Here is a 16386-nt window from a genome sequence, read left to right on the forward strand (position 1 = left end):
AAGAATTCTGATCAGCCATTCGATTCAGGGATTGTTGTAGTTCATCCAAGCAAAGCTCTGTTTTAAGGTTTCAGATACTGTTCAAAAGAAAAGCCCATCTTTTGATGAGCTTCTACGTGCAGATTAGACCTGAATGATCCTAAACCTAGAGAATCTATGAATAAGAGAGTCGGATATTCGTCTGAAATACTTCAAAAAACAATTAAGGGAAGTCCTCCAAACAGCTGGGTAAGATTGTGCTACACAGCCAGATCCACTGGAATGAAAGATAAGATCCGTGGCTCTCAACCACGAAATGCCGCTTCAATCGCGGAGATATCAATTTTCTTCATGGTCATCATTGCATCAAAGGCGCGTTTGGCGGCGGCACGGTCAGAACTGGTCACTGCCTGAATAAGCACAATTGGTGTAATCTGCCAGGAAATGCCCCACTTGTCTTTACACCAGCCACACTCGCCTTCCTGACCGCCATTGCCAACAATTGCATTCCAGTATCGGTCGGTTTCTTCCTGATCTTCAGTTGCCACCTGAAATGAGAATGCTTCGTTATGCTGGAATGCCGGGCCACCATTTAGTCCAATGCAGCTAATACCCAGCACCCTAAAGTCAACGGTGATGACATCGCCTTCTTTTCCAGAAGGATAGTCTCCGGGTGCAAGGTTGATCGCGCCAATTGAGGAGTCAGGAAATGTCTCGGCATAAAATCGTGCAGCAGCTTCAGCCTCGTTATCATACCAGAGGCAGATGGTGTTCTTCGCAATATTCATCATGTTTAATCTCCATTGATTTAGGTCTTACGCGCTCTGCCTAGGCACAATGTGTTACATCTATCGGGTTAATCAGAGATCTGATCCCTTCTTTATAATTCACTCAAAAACACAAAAAATCGATTTTAGATTTGTACCTTTATTAATCAAAATCTGTTTCATGATCATCAAAATGATGACTTAAAAACGCATGCTTCACAGAAAATAAAAAAATTATGACATTTTAAGCAGCCAATAATTCAATGCCTTTAATTGACCAATTTTAATCAAGTTTTTAGAGATGAGATTCATTATGAAATTTGCTGAACTTAACCAAGTTGCTACCTCGTCATATGAGAATCAAGATCACAATTATTTTTTACTTTTCCCGAATTCCCACTTAGACTAGAGCACACTTTTTTCAGATCTGCTTTTGCCCTATGACCATTCAAGAATTAAGAAGATACCTGCGTAAAACACGTCGTCATCTTTCTAAATTTGAGCAAAGGCAAGCTGCACAAAAAGTTTTAAATCGCCTTATACGTAGCCCGCAATTTATTCATGCCAAGCACATCGGCATTTATCTGCATGCTTTTGGTGAGATTCATACCCACACCATTATTGAACGCTGCTTTAAACTGGGCAAACAGGTCTATCTGCCTGCGATTTGCGACATGAATCAACAGCTAGTCTGGATCCGAATCAGCCAGCATCAATATCGCAACAAGCGCTTTGCCTATCATCGGCTGGGAATGCGGGAGCCCATGACGACACGTGGTACTCATGTTTCTAAGCTGGATTTATTGATCATGCCGCTGCTGGCCTGTGATCATTCAGGGACACGCATTGGGATGGGTGGCGGTTTTTATGATCGAACCCTGGCTTCTGCGCCCGGGCTTCCATTCCGTCTGGGACTGGCGCATGACTTTCAACTGCTTAGCCAGTCCTTAAAACGGGAAAAATGGGACCAACCCTTGGATGCTCTTATTACCCCGACAGTTTTTTTAGCTTTCAAACGCTAATTTCTCAATTTCCCTGTTGTGAACTACTTTAAAATCACATAATTAGTCATTTTTCATACAATTTAATCTTAACGCCCCTTGTATTTTTTAAATTACCCATCACTATTAAAACATGGCAACACCGTTGTCACTCATTAGGAGTGCTCATGTCTGAAATTATTATGAATCAAGAAACCTTAGAGCCTCAGGTTCCAAGTGTACTACCCCTTTTGGCGCTGCGTGATGTGGTGGTTTATCCGCATATGCAAATTGCGCTGTTTGTCGGTCGTGAAAAATCGATCAATGCAGTTGATGTGGCTCGTAACAGTGACAATCTAGTATTTGTAGTTGCGCAAAAAGATTCGCTTACAGAAGAAATTGATCACGACAATTTATATCAATACGGTACTGTCGCGAAGATTGTGCAAGTTGTGAATCACGAAAATGATGAAAACTGTATCAAAGTCCTGATTGAAGGCCTGCACCGTGCCAAACTGAAAACCATCATTGACGAAAATGAGTATCTGACAGCAGAACATGAACTCAGCCCAATGACCGTTACGGTGGATGAAGACACTCAAGCCGTGCGCTTGCAAGAATTACGTGCGCTTTTTGCTCAATATGCAGAAGCGAAGCTACGTAATGCGCGTGAACTGATCACCGCAGCCAACAAAATTGAAGACCTGTTACAGTTATTGTTCTTCGTGGCGACCCGTGTTCCATTGAATATTGATGTCAAACAAAAATTCCTGGAACATGATGAATTCGAAGCGCATTTAACTGAGCTGATGACTTATCTATTGCAACAATCTGAAGAACAGCAGATTGAGCAAACCCTGCATGACTCTGTTAAACGTCAGATGGAAAAGAACCAGCGCGAATACTTCCTGAATGAAAAAATGAAAGTCATTCAGCGCGAGCTTTCTGATATGAACGGCGGCGCGGAAGATGATGTCGCTGAAATTGAAAAACGTCTTGCTGAAGCTGATTTGCCTGAGCATGTACGTAAAAAAGCAGAAGCTGAATTCCGTAAATTAAAAGCGATGCAGCCTGCTTCAAGTGAAGCTGCTGTGGTACGCAACTATCTGGAAGTGATTCTGGATACACCGTGGAATAAAGCCAGCAAAGTCAGCATTAACCTGAACAAAGCACAGGAAATTCTGGATGCAGACCACTATGGTCTGGACGATGTCAAAGATCGTATTGTGGAATATCTTGCGGTTCAGTCACGTGTGAAAAAATTGCGTGGCCCGATTCTGTGTTTAGTCGGCCCTCCGGGTGTTGGTAAAACCTCACTGGGTGAGTCGATTGCCAAAGCAACTGGTCGTGAATTTGTACGTATGGCGCTGGGTGGTGTACGTGACGAAGCCGAGATTCGTGGTCATCGTCGTACCTATATCGGTGCGATGCCAGGTAAAATCGTGCAGTCATTGACTAAAGTTGGGGTGAAAAACCCGTTGTTCTTGCTCGATGAAATCGACAAGATGGCGCAAGATTACCGTGGTGATCCGGCGTCTGCGATGCTCGAAGTCCTCGATCCATCACAGAACAACAAGTTCAGTGATCACTACCTGGATCTAGATCTGGATCTGTCTGAAGTAATGTTTATCTGTACCGCAAACAGCATGAACATTCCTGAAGCCTTGCTGGATCGTATGGAAGTGATTCGTCTTCCGGGTTATACCGAAGAAGAAAAAGTCAATATTGCAGATCGTTATCTGGTACCAAAAGCCATTAAAAATAATGGCCTGCGTGCTAAAGAGTTAACTGTGCATGAAGAAGCGATTCGTGACATCGTGCGCCGTTATACCCGTGAAGCCGGTGTACGTAGCCTTGAGCGTGAAGTATCCAAAATTGCACGTAAAGTGGTCAAAGAAGCGGTGAGCAAAAAAGCCAAAAACCTTCAAATTGAAGTGACAGCAGGCAATCTTCCAGATTACTTGGGCGCACATAAATTTGACTATGGTATGGCGGAAGAAGAAGCACAAATCGGCCGTGTCAATGGTCTGGCCTGGACTTCGGTGGGTGGCGAATTGCTGACCATTGAGGTTGCAGCCGTTCCAGGTAAAGGCAAGTTCATTACCACCGGTTCTCTTGGCGATGTCATGAAAGAATCGATTACCGCTGCCATGACTGTGGTGCGTACCCGTGCAGATGAGCTTGGCATCGAAGCGTCCCGCTTTGAAGAAACCGATGTGCACGTGCATTTACCGGAAGGTGCGACACCGAAAGATGGTCCATCCGCAGGTTTGGCATTGACCACTGCATTGGTATCTGCATTTACCGGGATTCCGATTCGTCCGGATATCGCGATGACAGGTGAAACCAGTCTGGGTGGTCGTGCATTACGTATTGGCGGTTTGAAAGAGAAACTTCTTGCAGCCCATCGTGGTGGCATCAAGCTGGTCTTCATTCCACAGGAAAACGTACGTGATTTGGCGGAAATTCCTGAAAATGTAAAAGATGGTTTAGAGATTAAAGCCGTGAAATCGATTGATGAGATTTTACCGCTGGCCCTCATCTCTTTGCCAAAAGCCTTGGTGAAAGCCCCGATTGTAAAAACCAAAGAAGAAGCGAAAGCAGCCCGTCATTAAGATGAGCTGATTTGCCAAAACCCTGCTCCGGCAGGGTTTTTTATTGTGTAAAGAAATTGATTAAGGTTGCAAGGCCATCGCTACCAGCCCATCAATCACATAGGTCATCTTTTTCAGATCCAGTTTATCCAAGGTGTCCAGCTCAGTATTATAATAAGGGTTACGATAATGCGCCGTATCGGTAATTAACATGGTCGAATAATTGAATTTGGCATAATTCAGATAACCAGAAAAATTCATATCCTGAGCAAAAGTTGGACTAATAAAACGTTGACATTCCAGACGGTTAAGACTTTGCATGGCAGTACAATAATCTCCGGTCATTCCGGTCGAGGCCAAATGACCAATCGCGGCAATAAAGTTCCCATGATCTGGATAAATCCATTTCAACCCCACCGGATAAGTCTGCACCAGATTTTCATCAAAATAGCCAATTGAATCCAGAATCACCACACCTTTCAGCTTCTGCTTTTTTTTCTTGAGCGACTTGGCATGAATATAGCTGCCCATATGTTCTGTCTTGAAAAAAGGCGGCTCTTCCAAGGTATAAAAAGCAAATTCGATCTCATGTTTGAGCTTGGATTTTTGCAAGGCCAATAATCTTGCGGTTTCCAGTAAACCTGCCACTCCCGAGGCATTATTGTCAGCACCATATCGATCACTAAAGACATCATAATGCGTGCCCATGACCATTTTGGTTTTGGCCTGAGCATTTAAATGGCAAATGACATTTCGATAGCTTAGGCTATTAACTACATAGACCTGAAACTGACAGGGAATGCCAAAACGCTGCATCTGTCCTTTAATCCATGCAGACACTCGGTTCAGTTCTTTAACATTCTTGTAATTTCGAAATTCATCGACACTCATGATCTGGCTGAAAAACAATTCCAGATGAGAAATTTGAGCGCGTGTGTTGGTATTGGCGGTACTGAGACTTGAGCCGATTAGACCGGTGACCAACAGCAGCAAAGTACAACATCCTTTTATGATGACCTTAGTCCGCATTTATTATTATCCATTCCTTTATCAAGCGGAGACTTGAACTCAGGACATTAAAGCAGCACTAAATCCTTCATTTCAATTTCAATTTGTTTCCTGACTCAACTTCGTGTTGTTTGATCGTTATAATGAAGTATCCAATTATTGATCTGTCTGTATGAAAATCCGTATCCTGACCATTGGTCAAAAAATGCCAGCATGGGTGCTGACTGGTTTTGAAGATTATTTCAAACGTATTCAGCCCTTTGTACAGACCCAGATTATTGAACTGCCCATGGCCAAGCGCGGCAAAAACGATTCTGAAGCGGATATCCTGAAATATCGAAATATTGAGGGTGACAGCATTTTAAATGCACTCAAGCAGAACGAAATCCTGATTGCGCTAGAAGTGGGTGGACGTGAGTTCAGTACCGAAAAACTGGCTGAAACCATGAAAGGCTGGATGCTGGAAGGCAATGATGTGGTACTGGCGATTGGCGGGCCAGATGGTCATTCGGAAGCAGTACGTAAAGCTGCTGCATGGCATTGGTCCCTGTCTAAGCTCACACTTCCCCATCCCATGGTTCGGGTGATGCTGATTGAACAACTGTACCGTGCAATGACCATTAACCATAACCATCCCTACCATCGTGCAGGTTAATGACGTTGCTGAAGCGTTCTGTTTATGCAACGTTTTGTTGAATAATTCCTCCTGCTTTTTTCGCTATTTTTAATGCATTATTGAGACATCTTCTAGATGTGGTTTGACTTATGAACTTACAAACGTTGCCCGGCTTATTTATTTCTCATGGCTCTCCTATGCTGGCGCTGAATCCTGAGCAAGTGGGTCCTGCCTTGCATCGTTTAAGCGAAAACCTGCCACGCCCGGAAGCGATTATTATCATGTCAGCGCACTGGGAAAGTGAGGCACTGGAAGTCAGTAGCGGTATTCGACCAGAGACCTGGCATGATTTCCGTGGTTTTCCGCCAGAGCTGTATCAATTACGCTATCCTGCACCAGGAAATCCTGAACTGGCCGAGCAGATCTTGGGTTTGCTGGCCAATGCCGGTTTTGCTGCACATGCCAATAGTACTCGTCCACGTGATCATGGCGTATGGATGCCGCTGCTGCATATGTATCCGGATGCGGATATTCCAGTGGTTGAAATTTCCTTGCCCATGTCGATGAGTGCCGATGAAATCTATAAAATTGGTCAAAGTCTGGCACCGCTACGTGAGCAGCAAATCCTGCTGATTGGTTCAGGCAGTATCACGCATAACCTACGTGAACTGTCTTGGGATGGAACGGCGGCTGATGTACCGGTATGGGCATCAGATTTCCGCAATTTTGTCGTCCATAAACTGGCCCATAGCGATTATGATGCGATACTGGACTGGTCCAATATTCCACACATGGCGCGTAATCATCCAACACTGGAGCATTTTGCCCCGATCTTCTTTGCGATGGGGACCGGAAGCCGCTTTAGTCTGGTGCATAGCAGTTTTAGCATGGGTTCTCTCGGCATGGATGTCTACCGCTTCGATTAATCTTGATTGAAAACTCAAAATTTTAACTTTTAAATTTGGATACATTTTGCAACCAAAATCTGCGATATGTATCCATATCTTTTAGAAATGCATCCGTTATCATTTCAATTCTTTGTTCTTTATTATAAATCCATGAAATTAAAATTTATTGTACTGGCATTATTACCTTTAACTTTTGCAGCCTGTCAGTCGGGTGATATCCAGCAGGCTGGAGATCGTACAGTGGCTACCCTACAACAAAAAAGTGCAAATCAGCTTCTTTCTGCCTACCACTGGCAACTAGATCGCGGGCTGGAACGGCCAATCGTGCTCAGTTTCGATGCTCAAGGCCGCCTGAGTGCCGTGACGGGCTGTAATGGACTCAGTACAAACTGGTCAGTGAAAGATAATATTATCAGCACCAGCGAAGTCATAGGAACCGAAATGGCCTGCGATACCGCACTGATGCAACAGGAACACTTTGTCAGCCAGCTTTTACAAAAACGTGCAATTCCTTTTGCGCTCAATACCACGAACCTTGACCAGCCGACCCTAACGCTTTCCGCTGCCGATGGTCAAAAATATGAATTTACCGGGAAAATGACTCCGGAAACCAGATATCAGGGGCAAGCTGAAACAATTTTTCTGGAAATTTCCCCAGATACAAAATCATGTACCGGTGTGGCTCAGCAAAGCTGCTTGCAAGTTAAACAGGTTAAATATGATCAAAACGGTCTGAAGACCCAGGTCGATAAGGACTGGACATTATTCTATGACCAGATTGAAGGTTTTCAGCATTCACCGAATGAACGCCAGATTATTCGGCTAAAACGTTTTGAAATTAAGAACCCTGCGGCAGATCAATCTAAATATGCTTATATTTATGACATGGCAGTCGAGCGCGAAGCCGTGAAAGGTTCATTATAAAATATCTATCCATAAAAAAACCGAGGCTATGGCCTCGGTTTTTTTAAAGCGACACTCAATCAGACTTAGAATACGCCTTGAGCAAGCATTGCATCAGCCACTTTTACGAAGCCTGCAATGTTGGCACCGTCTACATAGTTCACAGTACCGTCTTCTTTGGTACCGAATTTTACGCAGTTACGGTGAATTTCTTTCATGATCGCATGTAAACGCTCATCAACTTCCTCAAAGGTCCAGCCTAAACGCAATGCATTTTGCGACATTTCCAGACCAGAAGTGGCAACACCACCTGCATTTGATGCTTTACCTGGCGCATAAAGCGTTTTCGCTTCAATGAATTTCTCTACAGCAGCCAAGGTTGAAGGCATGTTTGCACCTTCAGCGACACAGATCACGCCATTTGCGAGAAGCTTTTCAGCATCCTCCGCATCCAGTTCGTTTTGAGTCGCGCATGGCAGTGCGATATCACATGGAATACCCCAAGGACGTTGTCCTTCCAGATATTCAAAACCATGTTTAGAGGCAAATTCTGAAATACGACCCCGTTTTACGTTTTTAAGTTCCATCACTTCAGCAAGCAATGCTTCAGTGAAACCGTCTTTGACGTGAACCGTACCCGCAGAGTCAGAAAGTGAAACCACTTTCGCGCCCAGATACAACGCTTTGTCAGCAGCATATTGCGCAACGTTACCAGAACCTGAAATTGCGACAACTTTGTCTTTGAAGCTTTCGCCACGAGACTTGAGCATTTCCTCAGCGAAATACACAGTACCGTAACCCGTTGCTTCCGGACGCGCCAATGAACCACCGAAGGTTAAACCTTTACCGGTGAATACACATGCAGTGTCGTTACTTAATTTTTTCATCATGCCGGCCATATAGCCCACTTCACGACCGCCCACACCAATATCACCTGCAGGGATATCTGTGTTCGCACCTAGGTGACGATATAGCTCGATCATTAAAGCTTGGCAGAAACGCATGATTTCGCCTTCTGATTTGCCTTTAGGGTCAAAATCAGAACCGCCTTTACCACCACCCATAGGAAGTGTGGTTAAAGCATTTTTAAATGTTTGCTCAAAGCCTAAGAATTTTAGGATTGAAAGATTCACGGAAGGGTGGAAACGCATACCACCTTTAAATGGACCGATCGCTGAGTTGTATTGTACGCGGAACGCACGGTTTACCTGAGTTTGACCTTGGTCATCTACCCAAGAAACTCGGAACTGGATCGCACGTTCTGGCTCAACTAGACGTTCTAGCAAACCATGTGCTGCGTATTGTGGATTCTTTTGAATGAATGGCCACAAACTGGTCATCACTTCTTCGACAGCTTGAAGAAATTCTGGTTGGTGTGCATCACGTGATTTTACGTAATCTAGGAACTCATTAAGTGTGTTGTATTTCAACGCTTAATCCTCAGCAGAAAATGGATCAAAATTGGTCAAATTTACAATCAATGTTAAATTTTGGCGCAAAATATTAAATATCTTTTGTAACTAATCTACAATACTTTTTTTGAAAATACTTTAAAATTAATTTGATAACAAATATTTATATTGATTATGAATATTTTTTCTATGTCAGGAAATGCCAATTGAATCAAGGCTTAGATTCAGATTTATGCTTAATAATAAGGCATAACTTGACCCTTAATTGCGCACGACTTAGGAGTTTAAAAATATGTTAAAATGCATAACTCGACATATTTTGTTTCACTTACTGCAAAGCTCAGCATGAGCAGCTCTGGTTATTCATGAATTCGCCAATTTCTCTGGTCCAATCGATTGATGCTTTACTCCCTCAAACCCAATGTGGACTCTGTGGTCATCGTGACGGATGTTTACCTTATGCCCAGTCGATTGCTGAGGGTGAAAATGCCAATAAATGTGTGCCAGGCGGACAGCCTGTTGCCGATGCTTTGGCTGCATTATTAAATCGTCCTGAACTTGTGGCAGAAGAAAGTGTCTGGCCCATTCAAGCCGACGGTCGCCCGCAGCGCATCAAAGCCGTAATTCGTGAAGATGAATGTATAGGCTGTACCAAATGTATTAGCGCCTGCCCGGTCGATGCGATTATTGGCGCCGGCAAACTGATGCATACAATTCTGACCGATCTGTGTACTGGCTGCGAACTGTGCATTCCACCGTGTCCGGTTGACTGTATCGATCTGGTCGAAGACCCACAGCCTTTGCCGACTGAAGCACAGCGTCTTGCGGAACAGGATGATCTGCGTCAGCGTTACTATGCGCACATCCAGCGTGAAGAAAAACGGCGTACCGATCGTAAGGGACCTGTGGTCCGTGCAGAAATTGATACTGCCCTGTTTGCCCGTTTCTCTGCTTTAAATGAGCAACTTCCTGTGATTGAAGTCGCGAGCAAGCCAGAGAATGCACCTGTAGCTTTCGATTCCAAGACCACGATTGAACTGGCAAAACTACGTACCCAAATTAAAAAACTGGAAAAACAGCTTTCGGTTCGTGAAGATGCCCGAAAACGCACCCAACTGGAAGAACTGACACAGCAATTACAGGCTTTACAGGGATAGAACATGACCACAGCAAAGGCCAAGCCCGTTAAAAACATGACCAAAAAGCAGATTCAGACCTTTTTTGAACGCCTGCGTGAACAGCGGCCTAACCCAAAAACTGAGCTGAATTATTCCAATCCCTTTGAATTACTGGTCGCGGTCACGCTCTCTGCTCAAGCCACCGATGTCAGCGTCAACAAAGCCACAGACAAACTCTTTCCAGTCGCCAATACACCGGAAGCCATTTATGCGCTGGGTGTGGACGGCTTGAAGGAATATATCAAGACCATTGGTTTATATAACTCGAAAGCGGTCAACGTGATTAAAGCCTGCGAAATGCTGATTCAGAAGCACAACAGTGTGGTACCGGACAATCGTGCAGACTTAGAAGCCCTGCCGGGTGTAGGTCGTAAAACGGCGAATGTGGTACTGAATACGGCCTTTGGTCAGCCGACCATGGCGGTTGATACACATATTTTCCGGGTAGGTAACCGTACCGGACTAGCGGTTGGTAAAAATGTGCTTGAGGTCGAGCATCGTTTAGTGAAGGTCATTCCAAAAGAATTTATTATTGATTCACATCACTGGCTGATTTTACATGGTCGCTATTGCTGCATTGCGCGCAAACCGAAGTGTCATGAATGTGTAGTATCCGATGTGTGTAACTGGCCGGACCGATTCGAATTTGGTGCAGCCCGCTCGATTGCAGTGAAAAATATTGAGCTTGCTGAATAGAACGGCGCAATCAAGATGGGATAAAAAATAGGTGACCAATGTGTCACCTTTTTATCGACTTTAAGAAAACTGCTTTTCGTTTAAACCAAATTTTTAGTTGAGCTGAACTATTATGGATTATTTACCCTGATCTTGTTCAGCCTGTTCCTGTTTCTTGCGCTGTTCAAGTTCAGCTTGTAATTTTGGATGGAGCTGGCGCTCAGGTCGCTTTGCTGCATTTTCCGCACGTTCTTCCTGACGTACTTTGTTCAGTATTTTAAAACTGAAATAGAACAGACCTACCAATACTGCCAGAAAGACTACCATCAACACCAATACGCCAAATTTCATAGCAACAAGTACCCTGTTCAAATACGCAATAAAAAAGAGCCCTAATATGACTTAGGGCTCTCCGATTGTCAAAATCATCGTCAGCCGATTATTTTGCTTGATCCAGAATCGCGAAAAGCTCAGTCTGAACCTGATCGATTGGACGCAGACCGTTTAACTTGTTGTAAGTCGGTGCATTTTCACCTGATGCTGCACGGCCTTGGTAGAAGCCCACCAGTTGCTCCGTTTCAGTATGGTAAGAACCTAAACGTTTACGAATTGTCGCTTCCAGATCATCTGGACGCTGAACCAGATCTTCACCCGTTTCGTCATCTTTACCTTCCACTTTTGGCGGGTTGTAAACGATGTGATACACACGGCCAGATGCCGGGTGCTGACGACGGCCAGAAAGACGTTGTACGATCTCTTCATCTGGAACATCGATTTCAATCACGTGATCGATGTTGATACCTTCGTTTTCTAAAGCTTCTGCTTGAGGAATGGTACGCGGGAAACCATCAAAAATACAGCCATTTACACAATCAGGTTGCGCAATACGCTCTTTGACCAGACCAATGATCAACTCATCAGAAACCAAACCGCCATTGTCCATGACACTTTTAGCTTGTAGACCTAATTCAGTTCCTTCACGAATTGCAGCACGGAGCATATCACCGGTTGAAATTTGTGGGATATTGTAGCGCTTACAGATCAACTGAGCTTGTGTACCTTTACCTGCTCCAGGTGGTCCGAGTAAGATAATGCGCATATATAAACATCCTCATTTAAACAATATGTATGACGCCACGACCACAATCGCCCGATTGTGTCCCCCGGCATCTCATTATAAGAAAGCCACAAACAAATGGATTAAACCCGCGACAAAACCGGTTACCCCACCCAATAAAATCAGAATCCATTCATCTTCCTGAAATGCAGGACGTAAAAGATTCTGAAACTCCTTCGGAGTCAACTCGCGTATGCGGTCTCTAAACATTTGATAGATTTTCTGTGCACGGCTCGCATTAAATGCTGGGTCGCATACAGGCACCATCGTAATTTCAATCGAGCGATCGATCAAGTCCGTCTTGAGTTTTGCATACTCTTTTGGCCCTAAAGACAGCTGTAAAGAGGTCCGAACCAGGGGTGTTTCCATAATTTCATTAATATGACGTTTGACAATGCGGCGGGTTTTGTCTTTTTTCCCGCCATACATCATCTCGGTCATGATCGATTTTAACGTAATCAGATCTTCTGTGACTACACTTGCGAAAACATCAGAGACTTCATCCTGACGTTTCATAAATGCGCCTTGTATGTTATAGGTGCCAATACGCGGAATGACAGGTTTAATCCATGGAAACTTGCGACTTGTGGTACGGCTAAAGAATTGCGGGTACTTTACCGGATGCGGATAGAGCGGGTTGAATACCATCCAGATCGCAATCCAGTTAGTCAAAAAGCCCCAGATGGCAGCCCAGAACGGGACAGTCCAGTGCCACGGCACCACGAACCAGACAATCATCTGGAAAATACCAAAGAACATGCCGATGAGTGCACTGATATGCCAAATAAAATTGATTTCTTTTTGGCCCACTTTCAGGAACATGCGCACCATTAACCGACGGTCACCTTCCATCTGGCTGACCACCATTTCACGCATATCGACAAGTGACTCGACGTTCATGGTCAGCTCGGTCACCAATTCACGCAAAATTGCCGGCATTTGTTTTTGTGCCTGTGCATAAATTCTGCGTTTGATGGCAAAAGGCAGGTTTTCCCAAAGGACTGCATTACGATCCATCATCACTTCATCAATCAGATGTTCAAGTTCAAAACCAACCTGTTCACCAATGATCCGTGCCATATCATCTGGATCCATGGCCTGTAAAAATTCGCGGATGGAACCTAGTTTAGACAAAGTGTTATCGGTAATAATGCCTGAAATACGGCCAGCTTTGCGTGGCACGATCCCCTGCCAGCCGACAGGTACAGGACCGAGATGGACACCCCAAAAATTGATCGGATAAAAGACCATTTTCAGTGCCATCCAGACGTGAGCCCACGTTACAAATGCGGTCACCGGAATAATGCTGAGCACGGCCCAAAAATCCGGGCGATTCACAAAGGTTTGCCACAATTCGTTGACGTACTCAAGCATGCATAAGTTCCATATTTAATTTTTTGTTCACAGAATACACATATTTATAAGGTCAAATATTTTGTCTATAAACCGATACTTAAAGTATAGGAAAATTGTAGTCGCGGTTCAGTTTCGGCCACCACACGACCATTTCGATCTTCAAATTTCTCTCCGGCACCAATGCCGACACTAAAACTGCTGATTCGCTCTGAACTCAACAAAACATAGGCCAAATCAATTCCAGCACCTAAGCGAGCCTTGTATTCATTGTCGACGCGTTTGCTTTCAATATGACCCGCATAGCCTCCGACATAATACCCATTTTTATCCTTGCCGGTCAGATGCGCAGGATAACGAAAGCCTACTTGTCCCCCTATCGTTCGATCATCATCCAGAAAAACCCCACCTTTCACATAAGCAATCCCATAAGGATTAACCCATTCAGTATTTAAATGTACCAGCTTCCGGGTAAAACCAGCCCCAACATTAAAGGCTTTTGCCTGAGTCGCTTCTACTTTATCTGCAGTATTATTGATTTGATCATGTGCATAGGCCCCGTTCGCCCACAATGCAAACGCCAACAAAGGGTAAACCTTGTTCATTCCTTCACCATCTTCCTTAATTATAGTTTTTGGTATAGTCCTATTTTTATTCGATTTTACTGTATCAGAATTATCACAACTCTTATATACAGCACTTTACAATTTTCATGTCTGCAAAGTCAAAGCTTAAAGGAACTGATCGTAATGGCAGTTTTTCATTATCAAATCAAGTCCAGTTGCGTTAGAATATTCCACTTTGATTCTTTCCTCCTTTCCTCAGGTCTCAAGTCGATCGCGTATGAAGCAGCACTTTCCTTTAAAAAATGCACAACAAGAAAAGCGCATCTATCGTAGTCGAGTATGGATTTCTGTTGGAATCGTCATCTTTTTTATGCTGCTGCTGGTCAGCCGCTATGCTTATTTACAACTCTTTAATTTCGAGACCTTCAGTACCGCTTCTGACCAAAACCGGATTCGTCTGCAACCTCTGCCTCCAGCGCGCGGTTATATTTATGACCGTAACGGCGTATTGCTGGCCGATAACTACCCGGTTTTTACCGCAACTTTAAGCCGCGCCGATGTGCAGGATATTGACCAGACTTTGGAACGTCTGAAGCCTATTCTGGAGCTGACCGAAGAAGATATTGAACGCTTCCAAAGCCGGATCAAAACAGCACGTAGAACCGAACGGGTTTCGATCAAGCTCAACCTGAATGAAAATGATATTGCCCGTTTTAGCGAGGTCAAATATCAGTTTCCGGGCGTGAATATTGAAACCCAGATGACCCGCTATTATCCGCATGGCGACCTGTTTGCCCATGTGATTGGTTATGTGGGCCGGATTAATGACAAAGAACTCAAAGCCATTGACAAGGATCTGTATGCCGGGACCAACCTGATCGGGAAAATTGGGGTAGAAAAATCCTATGAAGAACTTCTGCATGGGGTGCCAGGAAATGAATCGGTAGAAGCGGATGCTTTTGGTAATGTGCTACGGCATTTGGGCCGTAAGGATCCGGTGCGCGGTAATGATCTGTTCTTGTCACTGGATTATGGTTTGCAGGTGGTGGCTTCAGAGCAACTGGCTGGACGCCGTGGCGCGATTGTGGCGATGAATCCGAAAACTGGGGAAATTCTGGCGCTGGTTTCCAGCCCAAGTTTCAATCCAAATCTGTTTGTGACCGGTATCAGTCATAAAGATTATAGTGATCTGCGTGATAATCTGGATCAACCTTTATACAACCGCGCCGTGCAAGGGGTTTATCCTCCTGGTTCAACCATTAAACCGATGTTTGCATTGGGCGGCCTGCATTATGGTCTGGTGGACTGGGATACTACTATTTCTGATCCGGGCTATTTCAGTCTGCCGGGTGATAGTCACCGCTTCCGTGACCATAAAAAATCCGGGCATGGCGCAGTCAACATGCACAAAGCTCAGGTCGTTTCTTGTGATACTTATTTCTATGTCATGTCCTACCGCATGGGCATTGAGAAAATGAACACCTGGATGCGTCAGTTTGGCTTTGGTGAAAAAACCGGCGTGGATTTACCAAGTGAAAGCTCAGGATTGTACCCGAACCCGGAATGGAAGATGCGTACCCGTAACGCCAAATGGTTACGAGGTGAAACTATTTCGGTGAGTATCGGTCAGGGGGCTTTCACTTCAACGCCGTTACAACTGGCCATGGCAACAGCCATTACCGCCAACCATGGCAATAAAGTCATTCCGCATGTGTTACGTGAAAGTCGCGGTGCCAAAACGTTCAAGGTACATAATGGTACCCACGGCAAGATCGATTTTAATGGTCAGGAAGAAGACTGGATCAAGATGCGTGATGCCATGGTCGACGTGATTCAATCTGGTACAGGCCGAGGCATCAAAAGTGGCTTACAATATTCCATTGCAGGTAAAACCGGTACAGCTCAGGTGAAGAGCATTGCTCAAGGCAAGCGTTATAATGAATCCTTATTGACCGACCGTCAGCTGGATCATGGCCTGTTTGTCGGTTTTGCACCTGCTGAAAATCCTGAAATTGCGATTGCGGTCATTCTGGAAAATGGTCGTGGCGGTAGTGCAGCCACTGTGCTGGCTCGTCCGATTTTTGATTATTGGTTGCTGCATAAAGATAAGAAGCCGGTACGCCCGCAAGGTCATCAGCTCAGTGGTGGTCTGATGACAGCCGGAATCAAGCCTGCTGAATTGCCAAGTGGTGCAGGCATGTTGAGTCAAGATGCAGCAACTGTAGCTCCAGCCAATATTCAGCCACCAGATCCTGCCACCAATCCATCTGCAAATGCAGCTGCTCTAGCTGTAGCGCCTCCTGCTCCCACACCGGTAGAACGAGACTAAA

At 44.7% G+C, this 16386-nt stretch carries 15 protein-coding genes; 8 read left to right on the forward strand and 7 right to left on the reverse strand.

Annotation, left to right across the window (positions count from 1 at the left end):
• Positions 1 to 284 precede the first annotated feature (284 nt).
• Positions 285 to 767, reverse strand: a complete 483-nt coding sequence (locus tag FTU42_RS07665) for a VOC family protein (protein ID WP_171509110.1) — start codon at positions 765 to 767, stop codon at positions 285 to 287.
• Between the two features lie 419 nt (positions 768 to 1186).
• On the opposite strand from FTU42_RS07665, the gene FTU42_RS07670 reads away from it, so the two are divergent.
• Both FTU42_RS07670 and lon read left to right on the forward strand, forming a co-directional pair.
• Positions 1187 to 1768 carry a 5-formyltetrahydrofolate cyclo-ligase gene (locus FTU42_RS07670; RefSeq protein ID WP_005171883.1) on the forward strand — a complete coding sequence of 194 codons (582 nt, stop codon included), beginning with the start codon at positions 1187 to 1189 and terminating at the stop codon, positions 1766 to 1768.
• A gap of 146 nt (positions 1769 to 1914) precedes the next feature.
• Positions 1915 to 4341: an endopeptidase La gene (gene lon, locus FTU42_RS07675; protein ID WP_005171885.1), complete on the forward strand. Its 2427-nt coding sequence runs from the start codon at positions 1915 to 1917 to the stop codon at positions 4339 to 4341.
• A gap of 60 nt (positions 4342 to 4401) precedes the next feature.
• On the opposite strand, the gene FTU42_RS07680 is transcribed toward lon, so the two are convergent.
• Positions 4402 to 5349 (reverse strand): M28 family peptidase, encoded by a 948-nt coding sequence (locus FTU42_RS07680; RefSeq protein WP_159138038.1) that lies wholly within the window; start codon positions 5347 to 5349, stop codon positions 4402 to 4404.
• A gap of 151 nt (positions 5350 to 5500) precedes the next feature.
• On the opposite strand from FTU42_RS07680, the gene rlmH reads away from it, so the two are divergent.
• The 3 genes from rlmH (at position 5501) to FTU42_RS07695 (ending at position 7776) form a co-directional block, all read left to right on the forward strand.
• Complete coding sequence (gene rlmH, locus FTU42_RS07685) at positions 5501 to 5983, forward strand: 23S rRNA (pseudouridine(1915)-N(3))-methyltransferase RlmH (protein ID WP_005096341.1); 483 nt, start codon at positions 5501 to 5503, stop codon at positions 5981 to 5983.
• Between the two features lie 110 nt (positions 5984 to 6093).
• On the forward strand, positions 6094 to 6870 hold the full coding sequence (locus tag FTU42_RS07690) for a class III extradiol ring-cleavage dioxygenase (protein ID WP_005096339.1): 777 nt from the start codon (positions 6094 to 6096) through the stop codon (positions 6868 to 6870).
• Positions 6871 to 7002: 132 nt separating this feature from the next.
• Positions 7003 to 7776, forward strand: coding sequence for an META and DUF4377 domain-containing protein (locus tag FTU42_RS07695; protein ID WP_216070815.1), 774 nt, complete (start codon positions 7003 to 7005; stop codon positions 7774 to 7776).
• A gap of 65 nt (positions 7777 to 7841) precedes the next feature.
• On the opposite strand, the gene gdhA is transcribed toward FTU42_RS07695, so the two are convergent.
• A complete protein-coding gene (gene gdhA / locus FTU42_RS07700; RefSeq protein WP_074383062.1) occupies positions 7842 to 9185 on the reverse strand; it encodes an NADP-specific glutamate dehydrogenase in 1344 nt (447 codons plus the stop codon).
• A gap of 347 nt (positions 9186 to 9532) precedes the next feature.
• Here gdhA and FTU42_RS07705 point away from each other — a divergent pair, with 347 nt between their 5' ends.
• Together FTU42_RS07705 and nth are read left to right on the forward strand one after the other, a co-directional pair.
• Positions 9533 to 10324, forward strand: coding sequence for an RnfABCDGE type electron transport complex subunit B (locus FTU42_RS07705; protein WP_159138040.1), 792 nt, complete (start codon positions 9533 to 9535; stop codon positions 10322 to 10324).
• 3 nt (positions 10325 to 10327) lie between these two features.
• A complete protein-coding gene (gene nth / locus FTU42_RS07710; protein ID WP_159138041.1) occupies positions 10328 to 11041 on the forward strand; it encodes an endonuclease III in 714 nt (237 codons plus the stop codon).
• Positions 11042 to 11158: 117 nt separating this feature from the next.
• On the opposite strand, the gene FTU42_RS07715 is transcribed toward nth, so the two are convergent.
• From FTU42_RS07715 to FTU42_RS07730, 4 genes are all read right to left on the reverse strand, one after another.
• Entirely contained in the window at positions 11159 to 11371 is a 213-nt protein-coding gene (locus tag FTU42_RS07715) for a hypothetical protein (RefSeq protein WP_159138042.1), read from the reverse strand.
• Positions 11372 to 11459: 88 nt separating this feature from the next.
• The gene (gene adk, locus FTU42_RS07720; protein WP_005096329.1) at positions 11460 to 12119 is read right to left on the reverse strand and encodes an adenylate kinase; all 660 of its coding nucleotides are present in this window, start codon (positions 12117 to 12119) and stop codon (positions 11460 to 11462) included.
• A 75-nt stretch (positions 12120 to 12194) separates the two neighbouring features.
• A complete protein-coding gene (locus tag FTU42_RS07725) occupies positions 12195 to 13511 on the reverse strand; it encodes a hypothetical protein (RefSeq protein ID WP_159138043.1) in 1317 nt (438 codons plus the stop codon).
• Positions 13512 to 13576: 65 nt separating this feature from the next.
• The gene (locus tag FTU42_RS07730) at positions 13577 to 14095 is read right to left on the reverse strand and encodes a hypothetical protein (protein WP_005096326.1); all 519 of its coding nucleotides are present in this window, start codon (positions 14093 to 14095) and stop codon (positions 13577 to 13579) included.
• 238 nt (positions 14096 to 14333) lie between these two features.
• Here FTU42_RS07730 and mrdA point away from each other — a divergent pair, with 238 nt between their 5' ends.
• Positions 14334 to 16385 carry a penicillin-binding protein 2 gene (gene mrdA, locus FTU42_RS07735; RefSeq protein WP_159138044.1) on the forward strand — a complete coding sequence of 684 codons (2052 nt, stop codon included), beginning with the start codon at positions 14334 to 14336 and terminating at the stop codon, positions 16383 to 16385.
• Position 16386: the final 1 nt, after the last annotated feature.

This window comes from Acinetobacter sp. YH12102 (genome assembly GCF_013419125.1).
Lineage (GTDB): Bacteria > Pseudomonadota > Gammaproteobacteria > Pseudomonadales > Moraxellaceae > Acinetobacter > Acinetobacter pseudolwoffii.